Origin of the sequence: Arthrobacter sp. Rue61a (assembly GCF_000294695.2) — a bacterium.
In the GTDB taxonomy this organism is placed as follows: domain Bacteria; phylum Actinomycetota; class Actinomycetes; order Actinomycetales; family Micrococcaceae; genus Arthrobacter; species Arthrobacter aurescens_A.
In genome coordinates, this window is record NC_018531.1 from 4275359 (window position 1) to 4296960 (window position 21602).

At 63.3% G+C, this 21602-nt stretch carries 19 protein-coding genes; 7 read left to right on the forward strand and 12 right to left on the reverse strand.

Annotation, left to right across the window (positions count from 1 at the left end):
* The first annotated feature begins 23 nt into the window (after positions 1-23).
* Positions 24-311: a YciI family protein gene (locus ARUE_RS19485; RefSeq protein WP_011776364.1), complete on the forward strand. Its 288-nt coding sequence runs from the start codon at positions 24-26 to the stop codon at positions 309-311.
* On the opposite strand, the gene ARUE_RS19490 is transcribed toward ARUE_RS19485, so the two are convergent.
* The 7 genes from ARUE_RS19490 to ARUE_RS19520 form a co-directional block, all read right to left on the reverse strand.
* Entirely contained in the window at positions 287-1105 is an 819-nt protein-coding gene (locus ARUE_RS19490) for an SGNH/GDSL hydrolase family protein (RefSeq protein WP_014922995.1), read from the reverse strand. The two genes, ARUE_RS19485 and ARUE_RS19490, sit on opposite strands and share 25 nt — an antisense overlap.
* Positions 1102-1938 (reverse strand): SGNH/GDSL hydrolase family protein, encoded by an 837-nt coding sequence (locus ARUE_RS19495; protein WP_014922996.1) that lies wholly within the window; start codon positions 1936-1938, stop codon positions 1102-1104. Before ARUE_RS19495 ends, ARUE_RS19490 begins: the two co-directional genes overlap by 4 nt.
* Before the next feature lie 253 nt (positions 1939-2191).
* Positions 2192-3247 (reverse strand): siderophore-interacting protein, encoded by a 1056-nt coding sequence (locus tag ARUE_RS19500; RefSeq protein ID WP_011776367.1) that lies wholly within the window; start codon positions 3245-3247, stop codon positions 2192-2194.
* Positions 3244-4068 carry an ABC transporter ATP-binding protein gene (locus tag ARUE_RS19505; RefSeq protein WP_014922997.1) on the reverse strand — a complete coding sequence of 275 codons (825 nt, stop codon included), beginning with the start codon at positions 4066-4068 and terminating at the stop codon, positions 3244-3246. Before ARUE_RS19505 ends, ARUE_RS19500 begins: the two co-directional genes overlap by 4 nt.
* Position 4069: 1 nt before the next feature.
* Positions 4070-5179, reverse strand: a complete 1110-nt coding sequence (locus ARUE_RS19510) for a FecCD family ABC transporter permease (RefSeq protein ID WP_014922998.1) — start codon at positions 5177-5179, stop codon at positions 4070-4072.
* Complete coding sequence (locus ARUE_RS19515) at positions 5176-6291, reverse strand: FecCD family ABC transporter permease (protein ID WP_014922999.1); 1116 nt, start codon at positions 6289-6291, stop codon at positions 5176-5178. The genes ARUE_RS19510 and ARUE_RS19515 overlap by 4 nt, the downstream gene beginning before the upstream one ends.
* A gap of 5 nt (positions 6292-6296) precedes the next feature.
* Entirely contained in the window at positions 6297-7367 is a 1071-nt protein-coding gene (locus ARUE_RS19520) for an iron-siderophore ABC transporter substrate-binding protein (protein WP_011776371.1), read from the reverse strand.
* 507 nt (positions 7368-7874) lie between these two features.
* Between ARUE_RS19520 and ARUE_RS19525 the strand changes: the two genes are divergently transcribed.
* Complete coding sequence (locus tag ARUE_RS19525; protein WP_014923001.1) at positions 7875-8369, forward strand: FBP domain-containing protein; 495 nt, start codon at positions 7875-7877, stop codon at positions 8367-8369.
* Between the two features lie 78 nt (positions 8370-8447).
* On the opposite strand, the gene ARUE_RS19530 is transcribed toward ARUE_RS19525, so the two are convergent.
* The 3 genes from ARUE_RS19530 to ARUE_RS19540 are packed head-to-tail and all read right to left on the reverse strand — an operon-like array spanning position 8448 to position 14276.
* A complete protein-coding gene (locus ARUE_RS19530) occupies positions 8448-11927 on the reverse strand; it encodes an ATP-binding protein (protein ID WP_014923002.1) in 3480 nt (1159 codons plus the stop codon).
* Positions 11924-12826: a DUF4194 domain-containing protein gene (locus ARUE_RS19535; protein ID WP_014923003.1), complete on the reverse strand. Its 903-nt coding sequence runs from the start codon at positions 12824-12826 to the stop codon at positions 11924-11926. Before ARUE_RS19535 ends, ARUE_RS19530 begins: the two co-directional genes overlap by 4 nt.
* Positions 12819-14276, reverse strand: coding sequence for a DUF3375 family protein (locus tag ARUE_RS19540; RefSeq protein WP_043470754.1), 1458 nt, complete (start codon positions 14274-14276; stop codon positions 12819-12821). Before ARUE_RS19540 ends, ARUE_RS19535 begins: the two co-directional genes overlap by 8 nt.
* Positions 14277-14589: 313 nt before the next feature.
* Between ARUE_RS19540 and ARUE_RS19545 the strand changes: the two genes are divergently transcribed.
* Both ARUE_RS19545 and ARUE_RS19550 read left to right on the forward strand, forming a co-directional pair.
* Positions 14590-14892 (forward strand): hypothetical protein, encoded by a 303-nt coding sequence (locus ARUE_RS19545; RefSeq protein WP_011776376.1) that lies wholly within the window; start codon positions 14590-14592, stop codon positions 14890-14892.
* 61 nt (positions 14893-14953) lie between these two features.
* Complete coding sequence (locus tag ARUE_RS19550) at positions 14954-16918, forward strand: acyl-CoA dehydrogenase family protein (protein ID WP_011776377.1); 1965 nt, start codon at positions 14954-14956, stop codon at positions 16916-16918.
* A 120-nt stretch (positions 16919-17038) separates the two neighbouring features.
* On the opposite strand, the gene ARUE_RS19555 is transcribed toward ARUE_RS19550, so the two are convergent.
* The gene (locus ARUE_RS19555; RefSeq protein ID WP_014923005.1) at positions 17039-17494 is read right to left on the reverse strand and encodes a YchJ family protein; all 456 of its coding nucleotides are present in this window, start codon (positions 17492-17494) and stop codon (positions 17039-17041) included.
* Between the two features lie 136 nt (positions 17495-17630).
* Between ARUE_RS19555 and ARUE_RS19560 the strand changes: the two genes are divergently transcribed.
* Positions 17631-18494, forward strand: coding sequence for a hypothetical protein (locus ARUE_RS19560; RefSeq protein WP_011776379.1), 864 nt, complete (start codon positions 17631-17633; stop codon positions 18492-18494).
* Positions 18495-18498: 4 nt separating this feature from the next.
* Here ARUE_RS19560 and ARUE_RS19565 read toward each other — a convergent pair whose 3' ends face one another.
* A complete protein-coding gene (locus ARUE_RS19565) occupies positions 18499-18990 on the reverse strand; it encodes a flavin reductase family protein (RefSeq protein WP_011776380.1) in 492 nt (163 codons plus the stop codon).
* Between the two features lie 309 nt (positions 18991-19299).
* On the opposite strand from ARUE_RS19565, the gene ARUE_RS19570 reads away from it, so the two are divergent.
* Together ARUE_RS19570 and ARUE_RS19575 are read left to right on the forward strand one after the other, a co-directional pair.
* Positions 19300-20334, forward strand: coding sequence for an aldo/keto reductase (locus tag ARUE_RS19570; protein ID WP_011776381.1), 1035 nt, complete (start codon positions 19300-19302; stop codon positions 20332-20334).
* Between the two features lie 162 nt (positions 20335-20496).
* Positions 20497-21600 carry a sulfite oxidase gene (locus ARUE_RS19575; RefSeq protein ID WP_011776382.1) on the forward strand — a complete coding sequence of 368 codons (1104 nt, stop codon included), beginning with the start codon at positions 20497-20499 and terminating at the stop codon, positions 21598-21600.
* The last annotated feature ends 2 nt before the right edge of the window (positions 21601-21602 follow it).

Sequence of the window (21602 nt, forward strand, 5' to 3'; positions counted from 1 at the left end):
GGCTCAGGCGATAGGCTGGCGGCATGTTTGTCGTCTCATTGACCTACAAAGTTCCCGACGAAATTGTCGATTTCCACCGCCCGGGCCACATGGCCTGGCTTAAGGACGCGTTCGACGGCGGCATCTTCCTTGCGTCCGGACGTCGCGTCCCAGCCACGGGAGGCGTGCTGCTGTCCAAAGTGGACCGGGCCACGTTGGATGCCTCGCTGGCCAAGGACCCGTTCTACAGCAATGGCGTAGCGGAGTTCGAGATCATCGAATTCACGGCTACCAGCGTGGCCGAGGGTTACGAAAACCTGCTCGATAGCTGAACTGCGCGGCTTGTTCCCAGCCGTTCCGGCAGCACCACCGGCATGAGCTCCGGCCAGCGCGCCCCCAGACGGTCGCCGCTCGAGACGCCGCGCAACCGACGCGAAAGCCAGGGTCCGACGTCGCGCCTCAGCCAGGCGACGTCGTCGGCGATGTTTTCGGCGCGGGTCCGCGGACGGGGCGCGGCGAGCGTTGGTGATTGGAGCGAGTGCGGAGCCCCGAGGACTTCAAGGACTTTCTTAGCCATATAGCTGTGCCCGGGACTGGACATGTGCAGGCGATCGGGTGCCCAGAGTCGCGGGTCCTGGAACTTCTCAAAGCACCAATAGTCCACCAGCAGCGTCTGATACGTCGCTGCAATACGCCGAATCTGGCGGTTGTAGATGGCAGTACGCACTTTGAGTGGTTCCAGCAGGGGAGACAGCGGAACGTTGTAACCGGTGAAGAGCAGGACCGTGGCTCCGCTGGCTTTGAGGCCCCGCACGGCATCCTCGTAGTCCCTGATGAGCTTGTTCATGTTTAGTTTTGCCATGAGGAGGTCGTTCCCGCCTGCGTAGAAACTGACCAGCGTGGGATTCATGGCGAGGGCCGGCTCGATTTGTTCATCAATGATCCGGTGGAGACGCCGCCCGCGAATGGCCAGGTTGGCGTATCGGGTGGTGTGGTTGTCCCTTGCCAGTTCTTCGGCCACCCGGTCCGCCCAGCCCCGGCAGTTGTTGGGGAGCCGGAGATCGTTGTCGCCGACGCCCTCAGTGAAGGAGTCGCCAAGCGCCACGAACCGGATCTGGTGTTTCACTGCGTTGTCTCCCGGTCCTCCATGAGCTTTTTCAGGCCACCCTTGCGTGGAACTTTCACGGGTTCCGGCCAGCGCGGGCTGATGGAATCCCCCAGCGTGACACCGCGAAGTTTGCGTCCGAACAGCGGGACCACCCAGTCGTTGACCCAGCGGCGCTGCCGGCGCTCCCATTCGCGCATGGACATGCGCGTGGGCGGGTCCCATTCCTTCGGGGAGATCTTGTGCGGGACGTTGAGGTGGTCCAGCACCTGGGCGGCCAAGTACTTGTGGCCCGCCTTGGACATGTGGAGCCGGTCCGGTGCCCACATCCGGGAGTCCTTATAGGCATCGAAGCACCAGTAGTCCACCAGGATTGCGCCATATTTGGCGGCGATGTCGCGGACTCTCTGGTTGTAGAGGGTGTTGCGTTTCTTGAAGGGTTCCAAGACGGCCGACACCTTCACGTCGAACCCGGTAAACAGGACCAAGGTTGCCCCGGTTTCGCTCAGGCGCGCGACGAGCAATTCGTAGTCTTTGAGGAGAGCATCCATATCGGTACCGAAATCGAGGATGTCGTTACCGCCTGCGTAGAGCGTAATGAGCGTTGGTTCCATGGCCATGGCGGGCTCGAGTTGTTCGTCGATGACGTGCCGGAGCCTCTTGCTGCGCACTGCCAGGTTGGCGTATTCCCAGCCCGGCTGGGCTTTGGCCAACTTTTCGGCAACCCGGTCGGCCCATCCGCGGACCCCGTTCGGCAGGACCTTGCTCGGGTCCCCCACGCCTTCGGTGAAGGAATCACCGATGGCGACATACCGCCGTCGTGCTTTACTCCCGCCCCCGAATTCCTCCCGCACCCCAACGACGCTACCCGCCCCCGGTTACACCGGAGCCAACCCAAAGTGAACAAGCAAAACGGGAAGTGAGAGAGCGTCCGCACCAAACCCGAGGGAAGTGAGAGAGCGTCCGCACCAAACCCGAGGGAAGTGCGAGAGCGTCGGAAGGCCGGGTGGCGGGCATCCGGCAGCGTGCGTCAAAGCGACGAAGGAGCAGCACGCCGAGGATGGGCGCCACCCGGCCATCAAACTGCGGCGACTCAGCGGGAAGGGCTTAGCCCTCCGCTTTGCCTCGTCGCCAGTAACCCATGAACGCAACCTGCTTGCGGTCAATACCAACGTCCCGCACCAGGTACCGCCGCATTTCCTTGATCACGAACGCTTCTCCGGCGATCCACGCGTAGAACGGCAGGGCGCCGGCGGGAAGGGTGGGGTTTTTGCTGGCTTCGATGGCTGCGGTGTCCATGCGCTGCGGGGTTTCCCAGAGGATGTCCTGGTCCACGTTGACGTCTTCGGGTTCGGGTCCGGCGGCGGTCCCGTCGCCCTTGATGCCTACCCAGCCGGGCACAGGAACTGCCTTGGTTACGGCTTCTTTGAGGAGTTCGCCGTGGGGACGGGAGCGTCCGATGGCAGCTCCGCGTGCGAGCCAGGTGATTTCGATGTCGGCTTCGGTGGAGATGTCTTGGAAGTCGCCGGCTTCTGGTACCTCAAGGAAGGCGTGCCCGGTCATGTCGGCGGGGAGGCTTTCGAGGATGGCGCTGATGGCGGGGACGGCGGTTTCGTCGCCGGCCAGGAGTATGCGCTGGGCGAGGCCCGGACGCCATTCGATACCGCCGTAGGCACCGGCCGTGGTGCACTGGGCTGCGCGGTTGTTGGGGCCGATGATGGTCAGGGCGTCGCCGGGCTTGGCTGCTTTGGCCCAGTTGGCGGCGGGTCCACCGTGGCCGGCGTCGTCGAAGTGCATGACGAAGTCGATGTCGATCTCGGGGTAGACGGCGTCGAGACGCTCAGAGCGCACGGTGTAGGTGCGCATGTCACCACGGACGGACGGGTCCATGGCCAACCATTCCTGGTACCAACCGGCTTCTTCCATCTTGAACGGAGGCAGCGGGATCTGCTGGCCGGAGGCGTCGAAGGACGGGATCATCAGCTTCACGCGGAGGTCCAAAGTGTCCCCTGCAACGCCGAAGTCTCGCAGTGAGTAGCCACCAAACGTGATCCGGCGGAAGTTGGGGCTGAGCTCCTGCACGGCCGTCACTGTGACGTCGAAGGCGAGGGTCATGGGCTCCACGGCGGCACTTGCTTTGGCCTGTGTTGGTTGTGCACTCATGAGGCGATCTCCAGTTCGTTGGTTGAAGCGGGGCGTGCGTGGTGGCGTCCGATGGGGACGATGAGCGGTGTGCCTGAGATGGGGTCCGGAACCACTCGGGATTCCAGGCCGAAAACGTTGAAGACCAGTTCCTCTGTGACCACCACCGGCGCCGGACCTTCGGCCACGATGCACCCGCCTTTCATGGCGATGACATGGTCTGCGTAGCGTGCGGCGAGGTTGAGGTCGTGGAGCACGATCGCCACCGTGGTGCCGCGGCTTCGGTTGAGGTCCGTGATCAGGTCCAGGACTTCCACCTGATGTGCCAGGTCAAGGTATGTGGTGGGTTCGTCCAACAGCAGGACGTCGGTTTCCTGTGCCAGAGCCATGGCGATCCAGACCCGTTGGCGTTGCCCGCCTGACAGTTCGTCGATGCTCCGCTCAGCGAGTTCAAGCGTGGCGGTGGCGTCGAGCGCGCGCTGCACTGCGGCGTCGTCGGCTGCGCTCCAGCTGCGGAAGAAGCCTTGGTGGGGGTAGCGGCCGCGGCCTACGAGGTCCCGGACGGTGATGCCGTCAGGAGCGGTGGGGTGCTGCGGCAGGAGGCCGAGTGTCCGGGCGAGTTCGCGGGCGGGCCGGGTGTGGATGTCTTTGCCGTCCAAGGTCACCGTGCCGCGGGCGGGCTTGAGCAGCCGCGAAAGACCGCGCAGCAGGGTGGACTTGCCGCAGGCGTTGGCGCCCACGATCATGGTCACTTTGCCTTCGGGGATCTCGGTGGAGAGTCCCTCCACAACCTTGCGTGCCTCGTATTGGAGCGTCAGGTCCTGGGCATTAAGGATGGCCATGTCAGGCTTCCTTTCGGTTCGACGTGACCAGCAGCCACAGCAGGAAGGGTGCACCGAGGGCGCCGGTGATGACGCCGACCGGGAGGACGGTTCCGTCGAGGATGACGGGGGCGATGTTGGAGGCGAAGAAGTCGGCCATCAGCACGATCAGCGCACCGGTGAGGGCCGACGCCGGGAGGCTGGGTTTGCGGACGATGCGGCGGGCAATCGGGCCGGCGAGGAAAGCAACGAACGCCACCGGACCGGCGGCAGCAGTTGCGACGGCGGCAAGCCCGACGGCGGTCAGCACCAGTCCCAGCCGGGCGGCGTTGACCTTGATGCCAAGGCCCGCGGCTGCGTCGTCTCCGAGTTCGAGGATGCGCAGCGGGCCGGCGAGGGCAATGACGGCGGGGAGCAGGACCAGCAAGGAGACTCCGAGGACGCCTGCGCGCTCCCAGTTGGAGGAGTTCAGGGAGCCGTTGAGCCAGATGAGGGCGTCGGCTGCGGTGCGGATGTCCGCACGGGTCATAAGGAAGTTGACCACTGCGTGAAGTGCAGCAGCGATGCCAACGCCTGCAAGGATCAGGCGGTTGCCTGCGGCGTTGCCCCGGCTGCCTCCGCCCGCGCCCGAGCCGCTGCGGGAGATCGCGTAGATGATGGCAGCGACGCCGAGCGCTCCGCCAAGGGCGGCCCAGGAAACTACCGCTCCGGAGGCACCGAAGATCACGATTGCCGTTACGGCCGCCGCGCTGGCGCCGTAGCTGATGCCGATGATGTCCGGGCTGGCCAGCGGGTTGCGCAGCATGGTCTGGAACAGGGCGCCGGCCAGGCCGAAGGCGATGCCGATCATGGTTCCAACGACTGCCCGGGGCAGCTTGTGTTCCATCACGATGAAGCTGGCGCCGGGGATTTTCTCGCCGCCGGTCAGGTGGTTGATGACGATGGTCAAGAAGTCCGGGATGGTCACGGTGTAACTGCCCAGGAGCACGTAGACCGCGAACATGACGATGACGGCGAGCCCGAGGAAAAACGTTGGGCTCAGCACGCGCCGAAGTGACAATTGATGACCATGTTTGCCCGCATCATTGGCATTAAGTGCCAACTCGGTGGGGAGTTTGTGAACAGTCGTCACAGTCCAGCCCCCTTTCCGCGGCGGATGAGCCAGACGAAGACCGGGGCCCCAATGATCGCGGTCATGATGCCTGCAGGGACTTCGCCCGGGAGAAGGATCACGCGGCCGATGATGTCGGCGGTAATCAGCAGGATGGGGGCCGCAACGGCGGAGAACGGCAGGATCCAGCGGTAGTCCGGCCCGGTCAGCGAGCGGACAGCGTGGGGAATGACCAAGCCGAGGAAGGCGATGGGTCCGGCCACGGCAGTGGCGGATCCACAGAGCAGCACGATTCCCAGCCCGGTGATGCTGCGGGCCAGGGTGACGTTTTGGCCGAGGCCGCGGGCAATGTCGTCGCCCAGGGCCAGGCTGTTCAAAATGCGACCGCCGGCCAGGACAATCACGGCCCCGACTGCGAGGAACGGCAGCGCGGGTAGGAGGACGGACCAGTCACGTCCGCCAACGGTGCCCACCTGCCAGAACCGGAAACGGTCAAAGGTGTCCTGGCTGGAGACCAGGATGACGTTCATCAGGGAGAACAGGCCGGCGCTCAGGGCCGCACCCGCCAAGGCGAGCTTGACCGGCGTCGCACCGTCGCGTCCCCTGGATGCGATGGCATAAACCACGACGGCGGCCGCTGCGGCGCCGATGAAAGCGAACCAGATGTAGCCGGACAGCGAGCCGATGCCGAAAACGTAGATCCCCACGACGACAGCAAGGGCAGCACCGGCATTGAGTCCCAGGATGCCGGGATCGGCCAGTGGGTTACGGGCCACGCCCTGCATTGCTGCGCCCGCCAAGCCTAGTGCGGCGCCGGCGAGCAGACCCAGCACGGTGCGGGGAATCCGGGCGATGACCACCGCGTGGTTACCATCTGCCGGATTGAAGTTGGTGAGTGCTTCCCAAACGGTACTAAGGGGCAGCCCCCGTGCGCCGACCGCCAGGGATGCGACGCAAACTGCTGCGAGTACGACGACGGCGGCCAGCAGCCAAGCGGTGCGCTTGCCTGCCGTGCCTCGGGAACCGGTTCCCCTTCCGGTTCCCATGGCGCCAGGGGTGACGCCTCCCGGGCCAGCCGACACCGAAGTGCCGTTGCCCCGCCCCTGGACTGCCGTCGTCGTACTCAGTTTCATTGCAGTTACTTGCCGGCTGCGTCTGCTGCTGCGCCCAGCTGCGGCAGGAACGTGTCCAATGCCCACGGCAGGCTCAGCGGCGATGAAGCGGAGAGCGACAAGGTAAGGCTCGAGTTCGTGTCAGCGATGAAGGAGCCCTTCTTGACGGCAGGAATCTGGCTGAAGAGCGGGTCAGCCTTGATGGTGTCGGCGGTGGCAGTGTCCGCGACCCAGGTGATGAAGACATCGGAATCGAGCTCGTTGGCCTTCTCAGCGGACCACGGGATGAAGAAGTCCGTGGACGTCTTGGTGTTCTGCGTAACCACGGGAGCGAGCTTCATGCCGATTTCGGAGAGGAAGCGCGGGCGGTTGTCGATGGCCGTGTAGAAGCCGGTGGAAGCAGGCGTCACTGGATCGAGGTTGCCGTAGATGAAGGTCTTGTCCTTGATCTGCGGGTACTTGGAGACCTTGTCCTGGATGGTGGCCTCGGTGTCCTCGATCAGTTTCTTGGCCTCGGCTTCCTTGCCGAGGGCCTTGCCGATGATGGTGGTGCTTTCCTGCCACGGCGTACCAAAAGCGAGCTCCGGCTGTGCCACAACGGGGGCGATTTCGCTGAGCTTCTTGTAATCAGCCTCTTCCAGGCCCGAGTATGCGGCCAGGATAACGTCCGGGCTGAGCTTTGCGATCTCGGTGAAGTTGATGCCGTCAGCCTCGGAGAACTGGACCGGAGCCTTGTCGGTGCCAAAACCGGCGCCGAGCTTCTCCAGTGCTGCGTCCTTCCAAGGTGTTGAGCCCTTGTCGTTGTTGCCCCACTCGTTCTTCGGAACACCAACGGGGACAACGCCCAAGGCGATCGCGACGTCATCATTGACCCACGAGACGGTAACTACGCGCTTGGGCTGTTCCTTGATGGTGGTCTCACCAAAAACATTCTTGATGGTCACGGGGAAAGCCGCGGATGCTGCCTCGGAAGAGGCTGGAGCCGAGGTGGAGGGGCCGGTGGAGCAGCCAGTGAGGGAAAGAGCGACGGCGGCCAGGGCGGCCGTCGCGGTTCCTGCTGTTTTGAGCAGGGCGCGGCGTGGGAGAAGGGAAGCCACGGGACTCCTTAAGTAAGTGATGCGAACCTAAGTAAGGCTAGCCTAGCCTGCCGATAATTAAGAAACGTTTGCGTCACGTAATCCTCCCACTGGGGCGGATAACCGTCCAGCATGACGCAGGTCACACCCTCGCTCACATCCCACGCCCTTCAGCCGGACCCTCTCTCACATCCCACGCCCTTCAGCCGGACCCTCTCTCAGTGGACATCTGCCCGAAAGTTTTGAAAGTATTGGCGGCAGCGGACTACCGCTTCTTTGGATAATGACGAGGGGATGAGCGTGCGCACTGTTCCAGTTGCCGCAGCCATGGTTGGCGAGGTGGCCGTTTTGGCCTGCTTGGCACTCCCCCGCGCGTCGGCATCTTTTTAGGTTTCCAGGCACCCGTCCCTTATTGAGGGCCTCAAAGCTGTGCCGCTTTCCTTCCTCGGATGACCGACGCCTTCAGCCATTTCCCGCACGCCCATCATCAGCCTGCGGACGTCGACCATTTCCGAAAGAAGCTTTGCCATGCAGAAAATCACTGCCCAACAGATCCGTTCGTCCTTCATTAACGCCAGTCGTTCCGAGGCCTCCAAGCTGAACCTCCCCCGCGACTTCGACTCCCTGGACTGGGACAACTTGGAGTTCCTCGGTTGGCGCGACGAGAAAATGCCCCAGCGCGGCTACATCGTGTATACGCACCGGGGCAAGCTCACCGGGATCATGCTCCGTGCTCCTGAAGGCGGGTCCGGGAAGAGGCGCGTAGTCCTCTGCGAACTGTGCCGCGACGTGTTCTCCAAGGACGACGTTTACCTGTGGGTCGCCAAGAAGGCCGGACAATCCGGCAAGGACGGGAACACAGTGGGGACACTGATCTGCGCCGAGTTCGGCTGCAGCGCCAACGTGCGCAAGGAACCACCCGTCAACGAGATCAACCCGGACCCGGCCGCCGTCGTCGTTCGACACATCGCAGGACTGGAGTCCAGGACCGAACAGTTCCTGGACCGCGTCCGCGCCAAGTAGGCCAATGTAGCTGGCAGTAGTGGTTGTTATGAGGGCTCAGAACAACCACTACTGCCAGTCAGTTGGGTGCCACGGACCCTACCGCAGGACGATGTCCACGGGGTTTGCCTCCGACCGCCACGCCCCGGGCTCGCCTGGCCCGGCAATGACTGGAGCCGTGAGCACTCCCGAGCGGTTGGTGCGCTTGTCCCGGAGGATTTCAGTGACGGAGCCAAGGTGCCTCGACAGGTCAATGACGTTCTCCGGAGCGGCCAGCAGCAACTGGAACCCGAACTCGTGAAGTGCTTTGATGCCGGCGCCGGCGAATTCTTCGGAAGCCAGCACGAACGCCTCGTCCATCATCACCGTGCCGTAAGTGGTGAATCCTTGCTCGGCGATGCCCAACTGGTAGCTCAGCGCAGCGGCCATGATGAACGCCGTGAAACGCTGGCGCTCACCGCCGGACATGGACCCGGTATCGGCGTGCATGAAGACATCGGTCTTCTTCTTGCCTGCTTTGCCGGAGCCACCGGCTTTGCCCGATTTCGGGGCTACCTCGCGGTGTTCCTTGCACTGAATGAACAGGTGCCCGCGGACGTCCAGCACCTCAGCCCGCCAGCGCCGATCCTCCGGCGTCTGGGATCCGAGCCGCTTCACCAGGGTCTCCAACGATTTATAGCGTGCAGTGAGCTCGGCGTCGTCGTCGATTTCTGCCGTTGAACCAGCGGCGGCGGCACGCGAGGGCCTGGTGTGCTTCGCCTTCAGGGCGTTTTGGATCGCATCCTTGAACTGCTTGGCCGTGGCCGGGAGCGTCTGCTTGATGTCCAGTTCCAGGAAGCTGCCCTCATGGAAGTTCACCTGGGACAGGATGCCGTTGAGCGGCAGGATGCGGCTGGTGATGCTGCGGCGCTCCTCATCCAGCAAATGCAGGAGCGTGCTGAACGACTCGTGCGTGCGCTGGTTGAAGAACAACCGGAACTCGGCCTCTTGGGCGGGTAGGCCGTCACTCACGATCGCGTGGTAGCGGGATTCGAAGTCCCCGGCCGCGCCGATCGACGTTCCGTGGTCCGCGCTGATGGCGCTTCCCCAGTCGCGAACGAATGCTTCGAACATACGGGTCAATCGTTCGGCTGTGGCCTGGCCGCGCGATTCCGCAGCGTGCAGCTCGTCGAGCAGCTTGTTGCGGACACTGTTGGCCAAGTTGTCGAGTTCGTACAGTTCGGAAACCTCAGCGGCACCAACGAAGTACGGTTCCAGCGCGGTGACGGTGGAAGCCGACGGCGGTGTCTGCTCAAGCTTCAGCCTCGCCGCATCGAGCAGGCCGTCAGCGGTTGTCATCTTGTGGTCCAGCGCTTTGTACTCGCTCTGGAGCACAGCGGCGGCGCCTGTGGAGGACTGGTGCTTTTCGCGCACGGCTTCGATGTTGGCACGCAACGGCTCAAGGTCCGCCTGCGCGGCCAAAGCATCCGTCAGGCGTTGTTCGATTCGAGCAAGTTCGTCCGCGGCCACGGCTGCGGACACTTGTTCCCAGGGCCGTTCGTCTTCAGCGACGCGACGCAGAGCTTCGAGCTGCCGGGCCATGCCTTGGTGCGAATCCTCGCGGCTTTGTGCAAGTTCCGCGGCCTTGACGAGCTCGTTTTCCAGCTCCCCCACTCGCGCGGCGACCAGTTCAAGCTTGGAGGCGTTGTCGAAACCGAGGACGTAATCCTGCCGGCTCGTGAACCGGTCGTCCTTCTCCACAGTGTGCCTGTTGCGTTTGACCACGCCACCCAGGCTCAGGCCCTTGTCCATCGAGGCAAGCTCATCCGGATCCTCGACACACGGGTAGGCGAAGTCCAAGGCGATCCGCTCGCGGATCCACTCACCGGCGTCGGCATTGGCACCCGAGGTAAGGATGCTCAACTTAGTCAAGAGATCGCCGTCGGACACGTCCTCCACAGCCAGCGCACCGCCGGCGAGTGGCTTGGAAACATCAACAGCGCGCAGCGCGCCCCGGACGGTGTTGTCGTTCAAGTAACGGGTGACCGCCGCGAAGTGCTCGCCGGGAACCAGCAAAGTGGTAGCGAGGTTGCGCAACGCCCGTTCGGCAGCGGGACGCCACTGATCCTGCCCTTCGGCGAGGTCGATCAGCTCACCGCCAAACGGCATCCGCTCTTCCGGGACGCCTGTTGCGGCTGCGATGGCGGCGCGGTTTTCAATACTCGACGGCGGCAGCAGGGACTTGCGCGATCGCAACGACAACAGCTCCTGCTGAGCCGCCGCAAGCTCTCGTTTCCTCGTGGCATGGCCGTCGAACGCCTCGAAACGAAGCTCCTTGAGCGCTTCCGAATCGTCCTTCAACTCGGCCGAGCGGGCAGCTGCCTGCTCATGCGCCTGATCCCAGCCCTCGGCCGACCATTCAAGGTTAAGTCCGGCGTCGGCCAACGCCTTCTTGGCCGAATCCTCAACCTGCTGGCGCAGCTTCAGGCCAACCTTGGCGTTCTCCAACGACTGCTCAATCGCCGAAATCGCATTGCCGCCGCGGTTGTTGTAATCCAGTTCAAGGTCACGGAGGTCTTTGGACAAGGCGTCCCGCACAGTGCGCTCAGCCGCCAATTCCTGGGCCTTGGACTGGGCCAACTCCTTGAAACGGGCCAGCGTCTTGGCGTGGACTGTGACCGCAAGCTGCTGCTTGTAGGCCTCAAATTCCTCCCCGGCCAGCTCCCGGAGGCGGTTCGCGTCCAGCAACGCCTGCGCGTACTCCTTGTTCAACCCGGGAACCGGAGCCAACTGGTCACGCTGCTGCCGAACGTCTTCCAACCTCTGCCGGATGGACATCAGGTTGCTGAACTCTTCCACCACATCATCAGCGGCAGCCAACGTGGCCGGAGCGTCGAGCACCTGATCGCGGAAGAACGTATTCACGCTGCCGCCCAAGCCCTTACCGGCCTGGATCACGCGAAGCAAAGGAAGTGCCTGGTCCGAGTTGATCCCGAGCAAGCGACGGAAGCGCTCCGCGAACGCCTTGTGCACATCGAAGACCTGCCCGTCCGGGAAGATCGACTCCAGCGCGCCCTTGGTGAACCGCTTCTGCGCAATCCCCTCGATCGCTTCAAGGTCCAACGGCTTGCTGTCGATCACATAAAAACGCCCGACACTCGACTCCGTGCCATTCTTCGGCAAGTCGAACAGCGCCGACACCGTCACCTTCGTGCCGGCCGCATTATCAAACGTCAACGCGACGGCGGACCACGTGGCGCCCGGACGCTGGAAGGCACTCGCCGAGCTGTCTCCGACCGCCTTATCACCAACCTTGCCGCGCATGTACGTGAACGTGGTCCTCTTGTCCTCCACAGCACCGCCGGAACGCTGGGCAGCGGCCTCGTTGGAGCGCGGGCGGGCATCAAAAACGCGGAGCATCGCATCAAAGAGAGTCGACTTACCCACGCCCGAGTTACCGGTCAGGAGGGTTCCCCTGCGGTCCACGTGCATGGTGTGGGCTCCATGGAACGTGCCCCAGTTGACCACCTGCACCAACGCGAGGCGCATCTGGCCGGGGTTCGTGAGCTCGCCGAGCGGGAGCATGCTTGCGATGGTCACTTCTGTGTCCCGTCAGTCGTGGTTGCGTCCGCGGCGGTGCTTACGTCAGCGCGGTCGTCACCTTCAGGGTCGTCGTCCACGTCATCACCTGAGGGGTTGGGTTGGTTGGAGTCGGAGGAGTCGAGATCCAGCAACGGTTCTGTTCCGGATTCGTCAGCTGCTACTGCTATCAGGGCCTCTATTTGGGCCGGGATGTCGCCGATGTTTTCGAACGGGAGGGCCAGAGGGAGGGCGTTGCTGATGGTGTACGTGTCGTCCAGCGGGGTGGGGAGGATGAGTTGGCGTGCCAGGAGTTTGGTGATGGTGCGGGTGACCACGTCGGAGTCGCGGAGGGCGTCTTGTTGGCCCGCGGGTGTGTAGTTGGCGACGAGGTCGGAGATTTCTTCGCGGGTGATGGTCGGGTCTGTTTGGGCTGTGACGTGGCGGTCCAGCAAGAGGCGTAGTCGCAGCAACACAATGGTTTCCACGCGGCTCAGGGCGCGCTGCTGCCTGAGGATGCTGGAGCGGGAGCTGGCGCCGATGACTTCCGGGTCCACGGGGCGAAGGACCGCGATTTTGCGGTCGTGATCGAGCTGGAGGGTGAGGAACAGCTCGGAGAGGCGGCTGCGGAGGATCAGTTGGTTGTCCAGCAGCGTGGTCCACAGTTTCTCGTCGCGGCCACCGTCGATGTAGGGCCCCTTCAGCAGTTTCACCAGTGCATGCCGCACCTTCATGGGCAGCACACCAGTGTCGCCGGGGAAGAGCGCGGCGCCGTCCACGAAGGTGTCCCGCGGAGTAATGCGGAACGGATCCGCGTGGCTGACCTCGGGAGCCGGCTCAGCCTCGACACCGACTTCAGCCACCGCTTCGGTGACTTGTTCCGCTTCGGTGACGTCCGTCGTCGTGATTTCCTCAGTCATCAGAATCCTCATTCAGCGAGACGACAGGCAAGTACGCCGTGCGGATGCTGCCGTCGATTTGTTCGAAGTCGATGTGTTCCCACGCGGCCCTGTCGAAGGCGGCGCCCGTTTGCAGCGCCATGGACAGCAGGGTTCGCACAGTGTTGATGTGCCGTTCTTCGGCGGGCAGGTTTTCCCAGGCGTCGCCCAGCGTGGCTGCACCGGCCATGGCTGCCCGAACCACCGCGGGTTTTGCTTTTCCGGTGCGCGCTGACCGCACCCGGTCCGAGTCGCTGAAGGCGATGGGATCGGCCAGGCGCGGGGGTGTGGCAAATTCGTCGGGGTCGAAAAGTTTGACCATGGCCAACGACTCGAACCCGGCGTTGAACAGCACGGGCCCGCGGACCAGGCCGGGGCGGTCACGTTCGTAGGGCATGGATCGGATGGCTTGTTCGGCTTCGGCCAGCACCTTGCGCAGGCTGACTGATTGCCGGACGTCGTCGCTCTGGATGTAAGTGTTCAGGCTTTCGGAAAGCTTGCCGTAGATGCGCTGGATCTGGCTGTGCTGGGTGCGCAGTTCGGCAACCAGGTTTTTCAGCGTTTCGCGGTCCTCGTGGCTGAGGTCGTCCGCGAATTGCCGGCTCAGTACCTCGCCGATCGCCGAGCGGAACCGCAACTGCTGCTGCGGATCCTCCAGGAAAGCGGTGAATGAGCGGAAGGTACGGCCTTCCGGGCTCTGCCGCAGGCGCTTGTCGGCTTCCAGAACCTGGGCCATGGTGGCGCCCTTGCTCAGGGATTCTTCGATGATCTGGTTGCGGAGCTCTCCCACCAGTTCTTCGATGCGGTCACGCATTTTCTTGTAGTCGGCAGGCAGGCTGGCCGCGAGGTCAAGGATGTTGCCGGCCGCTTCAACGGCTTCCTCATCATCCAGGAGCCCGTCGAACTCGCCGGAACTGATGTCTTCCACCAGTTGTTGGCGCTCCTGGATTTCCTCTTCGAGGGCTTCCAGTCGTGCGCTCTGGTCAGGGTTGGTCTCGTTGGCGAGCTTCTCCACGTCGCCCAGCAGCGTGCCCAGCCGGGAACCGTTCAGGGTGGAACGCTCGCTGGAGAGGCTGTCCAGGAACGCAAGCACACGAGCCGCGGGTTCGGTGACTTCGTAAACGATCTGACCTGATTGGTTGCGCCGGGTCAGGAACTGTTTCCGGGTCCATTCGTCGCCAAAGAGCTTGCCGTTCTGCTGGCCGCCCAGCGCCGGGTCCTGCCTGCGGAGCTGCTCCAGGAAAGCGTCGACGTCGGCATGGAACTCTTCCAGAGGAAGCTGCGGCCGGGTGCGGGTGAAGGATGCTTGCAGCACCGCGATCACCCACGGCGCCGACCGTGTCAGGGCCCACGCGGGGCCCCTGGTCAACTGTTCGAGGTCACGGAGCCGCGCGCTAATGGCATCGGCCGAGGACATGGCTGAACGGGACAACTACTCTCCTTCAGCTGCTGCGAAACCTGGCTGGCAGCGAAAACTGCCCCGTACAAGGTTAACGCAGAGCGTCGCGCGGGCCACCGGCAGGGCGAAGGTGCCGTCGAGCGCGCCTCACGAGCCGTCGTCGTGCCCGCCGGAAGCTTGCCCGCCGCAACCATTCCGTAACCTACCGTGCGGTATGGTTTCGATCCCATATCAACGCTGCCACGGCGCGCTTCTGCACTAGCCGGAAAGTACCCCCGCCCCTAGTGTCAGATCATCGACGCAGCCACGCCGCGTCAACCCACGCACCGTCGCCCCGGGGGGAACCATGGATTTCGACTTCACTGCGCTTGAAACAGCCACTTACGTATTCATTGGAACGCTGGTCTTCGCTGCAATTCTGGTGGCTTTTATCGCCGCCGCAGCAATGGCAACAATTATTCTCATCGGAGCAATGGGCATTGCCTGGTATTCCGTTAAGGCGGTGCTGGGTGGCCTGGTCCACGGCATTAACTTTGCGTGGGACCGAGTGGTCCACCACGCCGGACAGGTGGAAATTCCGGCGGAATTCCAGCCGCAGGTTTCCCCTAGCACGGGTAGCTACTCGCGGGTAGCATTGAGGGACAGCTGAAGGTTCGCACCTAAGGCGGACCCTGGCTCCATCCGGCAACACCGGCTAGAGGAGTTATCCCATGACGTCCGCCACTGACAACAGTCTCGCCGCCGCAAGCGTCAACGCCACCGCAGAGGAAGCGCGCGCCGTCGCCGAAGCCGCGCGCGAAACAGAATGGAACCGGCCCAGCTTCGCCAAGGGCCTCTATCTGGGTAGCTTCGACCTCAGTTTGATCCACCCTTGGCCGCAAGCCAAAACAGACGATGTTCAGCGGGGCGAGGAGTTCATGGCCGAACTCCTCGCCTTCGCCAAAACCATGTCCGGCCGCGTGATCGAGCGCGACGCCAAAATTCCGGACGAATACCTGAAAGGGCTCGCGGACCTGGGTGTTTTCGGCATGAAAATACCGCGGGAATATGGCGGATTGGGCTTGTCCTTGGTCTATTACGGCCGCGCACTTGCACTTCTTGGGTCGGTTCATCCGAGCCTGGGCGCCCTGATTTCCGCCCACCAATCCATCGGGGTTCCGGAGCCCGTGAAGGAATTCGGCACATCAGAGCAGAAGCAGGAATACCTACCGCGTTGCGCAGCCGGCGCCATTACAGCCTTCCTCCTGACAGAGCCCGACGTCGGCAGTGACCCCGCGCGCATGGGCGCCACTGCCGTACTGTCCGACGACGGCGCCTCTTACCTTTTGGACGGCGTGAAACTGTGGACCACCAACGGTGTGATCGCCGAACTCGTGGTGGTGATGGCCAGGGTGCCTTCACACAGCGATGCCGACGGCACCGAGCACAAGGGCGGCATCTCCGCATTCGTTGTGGAGATGGACTCCCCCGGCATCACTGTGGAAAACCGCAACGCATTCATGGGCCTGCGCGGGATCGAGAACGGCGTGACCCGCTTCCACCAGGTCCGGGTTCCCGCCGCCAACCGGCTGGGCCGCGAAGGCCAAGGCCTCAAGATTGCCCTCACCACGTTGAACACTGGACGGCTTTCCATACCCGGCCTCTGCGTTGCCGCCGGGAAGTGGAGCCTGAAAATTTCCCGCGAATGGTCCAACGCCAGGACGCAGTGGGGCCGTCCCGTGGGCAAACACGAGGCCGTGGGCAAGAAGATCGCATTCATCGCCGCAACCACTTTCGCGTTGGAGGCCGTGTTTGAACTGTCCGCCGAGATGGCCGACGCCGGGTTGAAAGACATCCGGATCGAGGCCGCCCTGGCCAAACTGTGGTCTACGGAACTGAGCTGTCGGATCGCAGACGAACTGGTGCAGATCCGCGGCGGCCGGGGCTTCGAAACGGCCGACTCACTGGAAGCCCGGGGCGAACGCGCAGTCCCGGCTGAGCAACTTCTCCGCGACCTTCGCATTAACCGGATCTTCGAGGGCTCCAGCGAGATCATGAAACTCCTCATCGCTCGCGAGGCCGTGGACGCACACCTTGCCGCCGCGGGAGACCTCGCCTCAGCGGATGCGAGCCTGCAGGACAAGGCGAGGGCCGCCGTCGGGGCCTCGGGCTTCTACGCTCGCTGGCTCCCCAAACTCGTAGCTGGCGCTGGCATGGATCCCAGGTCCTATGCGGAGTTCGGGCGCTTAGGCAAGCAGCTTCGGTTTGTGGAGAGGTCGTCGCGGCGACTGGCCCGGCAAACCTTCTACGGCATGGGCAGGTGGCAGGCCAAACTTGAGCACAAGCAGGCGTTCCTGGGCAGGATCGTGGACATCGGCGCTGAACTGTTCGCCATGGCAGCCAGCTGTGCGCGGGCGGAGATGCTGCTCCGGACCCATCCCGAACAAGGCGCCACAGCGTACGAGCTGGCTGAGGCGTTCTGCGAACAGGCGCGGGTGCGCGTGGACGAATACTTCGATCAGCTGTGGAGGAATACTGACGACGGCGACCACGACCTTTCGCGCAAGGTCCTCGCCGGCGATTACGCCTGGTTGGAAGCCGGTGTCCTGGACCAGTCCGAAGGAACCGGCCCATGGATCGGCGATGCCTCGCCGGGCGCTTCAACCAAGGAGAACCTGCACCGCAACTACAGGTAACGCCTTCCCGCTGTGTTCCTTCCCAGTTAGTGCGGGGAACACCGTGGCTGTGACAGGTCAGGCCGCGGAACTACCGTGATCGGCGCCCGGCAATATGGAGGCAACTGGGAAGGAACGCCACTAGCGCACGTCCCCGTCCACATAGAACCAACGCTTGTCCTCCCGCACGAAACGGCTGATTTCGCGCTGAACGCCGCGTTCGCCGTCGAGCCTGTAGTGCGCAGCGAACTCCACTGTTCCCGTCGTGTCCAGAGGACCACCGTCGGATGTGGAGACGATGTCCAGCCGGCGCCACTCCATGTCCGAATCGAGATTCATGGACGCTGGACGGGTGGAGGCGTGCCAGGTGCGCAGGAGGTAGCCCGGGTCCAGCACCACGAAAGCCGAATACCGGGAGCGCATGAGCTGCTCGGACGTCGGGGCGTCAGCGTCGCCGCGGTGGTAGCGTCCGCAGCAATCGTCGTACAGTTCGCCGGAGAGGCAGGGGCAAGCGCCGTTGCGGAGTCGGGCTAAGTCAGGGGTCACGAGGTCCCAATCTGAGGCTGGAAATGAGAGCTGGGCAACATATTTTCCCACGCCACATAACAGCTTTGAAACAACCCCGCCAGAGGGTGGGGCGGGGCGTGATTCCGTCGGTGCTGGACCTTAGGCTATATATGCAAGCTGGGTGGGCATTGGGCGCATCACAAAACGACGGCCAGGGGAGGCTAACGTGGAGGATCCGACAACACTCGCCATCAACCTGACGTATTTGGGCACACTCGGACTCGCGGTCCTCATGTTCCTGGGTCTCGGGTTGATCATCATCATCACTTTGGTGATTGCCGGAGTTGGGCGGCTACTGTCGATCATTCTCCTGGCGATGATTGGGATTTTCCCCAAGAAGGACACCACGCCCATCGTTCACCTCCCTCAGCACCCGGCACATGTGACTGATCCCGTGGCTGCCGAGGACGATTCCGTGCCTTCTGCGGCGCCGGAGCCTGCTTTCGTGACCGCTGCTCCTGCCGCACCGGAACCTGCTGCCGTTAACCCGCAAGTTGCTGCTGCCGCGCCCGCCGCGCCGAAACGCGACCTCCTGGCAGATGTCCGACGGCGGCTCTCGGGTGCCACTTCCGCCCTCAAGGAAGGCGCGTGGAAGGCTAAAGTCGACCCCCGCAATCTGCCGAAACCGGCGGAGGTCAAATCAGTGGTGGAACATCAGACCGCCCACCATCCGATCGTTGTTGCGGCCGCCAAGGAACCGCCTGTGCTCGCGAAGGACTGGGCGGACGCCGTTGCAGAAGCAGACGAACGGGCTGCCGCACGCGCCAAAGCGCAACAGCCACCGGCCATCAGGGTCACCGTCCGCGACCTTGACGAGCCCACGCCGTCGTCCAACGGCAAAACTCCGGCTCCCAAGCGTCCGGATTTCCCGCCTAAGAGGCCGGACAGTGGACCCACGCAGTCCGGCGCAACCAAGAGCCCGGCCCCGGGCAATGGGGCAAAGAAACCAGGCCCGGACACTTCCAAGAATGGAAAGACTCCGAGCCCGATTCGCAAAGGTTCGCTTAGCGGCGCCAGCCGCAACTCCTAGATGCCTAGGCTGCCAACTGCCTAAACGCAGCACCGTGGTAGATCAATGGTTTGGATTCGAGATTGATGGTGGTGGCCTTGACCTCCAGCACAACGATCGCATGATCACCGGCCGGCGTCTCGGACACAATTTCGCATTCGAAACCCAGCACCGCGCCGTCGATCAGCACTGCACCTGAGTCGCTCACACTGGTGTCCAGCCCGGCAAAACGGTCGCGCGTTTTGGACGCCAGCTGGAGCGCCGCCGCTTCCTGGCCCTCGGCGAGCACCGAAACGCCAAGCCGCTGCGCCTGGCGGAGCTTCGGCCAAGTGGTGGAGGAGTTCTGCACGGCGAACATCACCAACGGCGGCTCCAGTGAAACCCCCACCGTGAAGGACGATGCAACCAGAGCTTCCGGCGTGAAATCCACCATCGCGCTGAACGCCGCAACTCCAGACGGAAACTGGGCAAATGCTGCCTTGATGGCCGCCGTTTCTTCCACTGTGGTCTGTGTCATTCCGCTGTCCCCTAATCATGCGTAGCCTGAGTTCCTTTCCCATAATTCACCTGCTTCCGGGAACGGCAATATTTGTTGATTCGAAAGACATTTGTGTTGCCGCATGTCAAGAAATGTCGCGAAGTAAGGCCTCTTCCATTACCTCGCAAGACGAAAAACGAAGAACTTCTACCATTTGCGTTTATGCCTCCGGCGGCCGTGTGTAGCCTCGATTGAACATCCAGTCCATGGCCGCAGATGCAGGCTTGGACACCAGCGCAGTCCCACCAGCACAGTCCCACCAGCACAGTCCCACCACAGGAAGCCGACATGAGCCTCAACGAGCTACGAACGCTTGGACGCACTGGCGCCCTGATCAGCCCCCTCACATTGGGCACCCTGAATTTCGGCACAGGCGCCGCACCCACGGGTCCCGCCGAAAGCATTCGCATCATCAAGGCAGCCCTCGATGCCGGGATCACCAGCGTTGATACCGCTGATATCTACTCGCAGGGCGAGGCCGAGACCGTGGTTGGCCAAGCCATCCACAGTCGTCGCGACGACGTCTTCCTGGCCACCAAGTTCCATGGCCAGATGGGTTCCAACCCGGCGCACGCGGGAAACTCGCGCCGGTGGATCGTCCGGGCTGTGGAGGACAGCTTGCGGCGGCTGAATACGGACAGGATTGACCTCTACCAAGCGCACCGCCCGGACTACAACACTGATTTGTTGGAAACCATCACTGCCCTCAACGACCTCATTCGGCAGGGCAAGATCCTCTACTACGGCACGTCCGTGTTCAGCCCCGCCCAGCTTGTTGAGGCCCAGTGGATCGCGAACACCAACCACCTGACCCCGCCCGTTGTGGACCAGGTTCCCTATTCGCTGTTGGTGCGCGCCAACGAACGCGACGTTTTCCCCATCACCCAGCAGTACGGCGTCGGGGTTTTGAGTTACGGACCGCTCGACGGCGGGTGGCTGGCTGGCGGTTACCGCGTTGGCGGGGGCCAACCGGAGAGTTCACGCTTCTCCGCCCTTCCCGGCAGATTCGACGTAAACGCACCGTTCAACCAGGGCAAGCTGCACGCCGCCGACGCTTTGGCGCAGCTCGCGGCCCGCCATGGTTTGACCCTCATCCAGCTTGCCGTTGCGTTCGCCATGAACCACCCTGCCGTGACCAGCGTGATCATCGGACCCCGCACGGAAGAGCACCTGACGGACTACTTGAAAGCAGCAGACGTGGTGCTGAGCGAGTCCATCCTGGACGAGATCGACGACATCGTGGCCCCAGCCGTGAACTTCCTGGAGCGCGACGCCGGCACTGTTGCACCCCACCTCGAGTACCCGGAACTACGACGCCGGTAGCCCCCTTCCGTTGTGAGGCCGGCTTTGCACGCTCTCGGCACGCGTTAGCGCGCATAGCAGGCCTCACAACAGGCTATTGACGCGGGTTCGGCCGCGGCGTGATCCTTGACCTAAGTGCTGCGGCACTCCGCAGCGTCAGCTTCCAGTAGAACGCCGCCCCCCATGTCCAAGCACCATGTCAAACAAAGAGCATCGAAAGCCGCCAACCCCGGGCAGCCAACCCAAGGTCCGCTCACGCACGAGGAATTGCAACTCTCCGGGCGGAACCACTCCATGCCCCTGGAGGCCCTACACGACGACATCACGCCGGCCGGGCTGCATTACCTGCTGATTCACTTCGATATCCCCCACGTTTCCGCTGAGACATGGCGGTTGCGGCTCAGTGGCGCGGTTAATCGAAGCCTCGAGCTGAGCCTTGAGGACATCAAAGCCCGGCCCGCCGTCACCATGCCCGTCACCCTGGAATGCGCAGGAAACGGCAGGTCACTTTTGCAGCCCCGCCCTGTCAGCCAACCCTGGGTTCTCGGCGCGGTGGGCACGGCGGAGTGGACCGGAACCCCGTTGGCACCCTTGCTGGAGGAAGCCGGATTGGCGAGTGACGCCGTCGAACTTGTCTTTACCGGTGCCGACAACGGCATTCAGGGCGGCGTCGAAGAGCCTTACGCGCGCAGCCTTTCGGTGGCGGAAGCCATGCATCCCGAAGTCATGCTGGTCTACGCCATGAACGGCAACCCGCTGCCCAAACAGCACGGCTTCCCCTTACGGCTCCTGGTCCCAGGTTGGTATGGCATGGCCAGTGTGAAGTGGTTGACGTCGATCGAAGCTGTGACGTCGCGGTTCATGGGTTTCCAGCAGGCCGTCGCGTACCACTACCTCCAAGGTCCAGACGGGCCAGGCATACCCGTGTCCCATATTCGCGTCCGCTCCCTGATGATTCCGCCCGGCATTCCGGACTTCTACACCCGGCGACGCGTAGTGGATGCCGGTCCCGTGATGCTGCACGGGCGCGCATGGTCCGGGCACGGCGACGTTGAACGTGTCGAAGTGGGGATCGACGGCGAGTGGATGCCCGCGCATGTGGATCCGCCGTTAGGTGATTTCGCGTGGCGGCGGTGGTCCATGGTGTGGGTCGCCAGCCCCGGCGAGCACGTGCTGCGGTGCCGGGCGATGGATACGTCCGGCGCCCTGCAGCCCACTGAACAGGTGTGGAACTACCAGGGCATCGGAAACAACATGGCGCAAGTGGTTGAGGTGACGGTGCGGTAGTT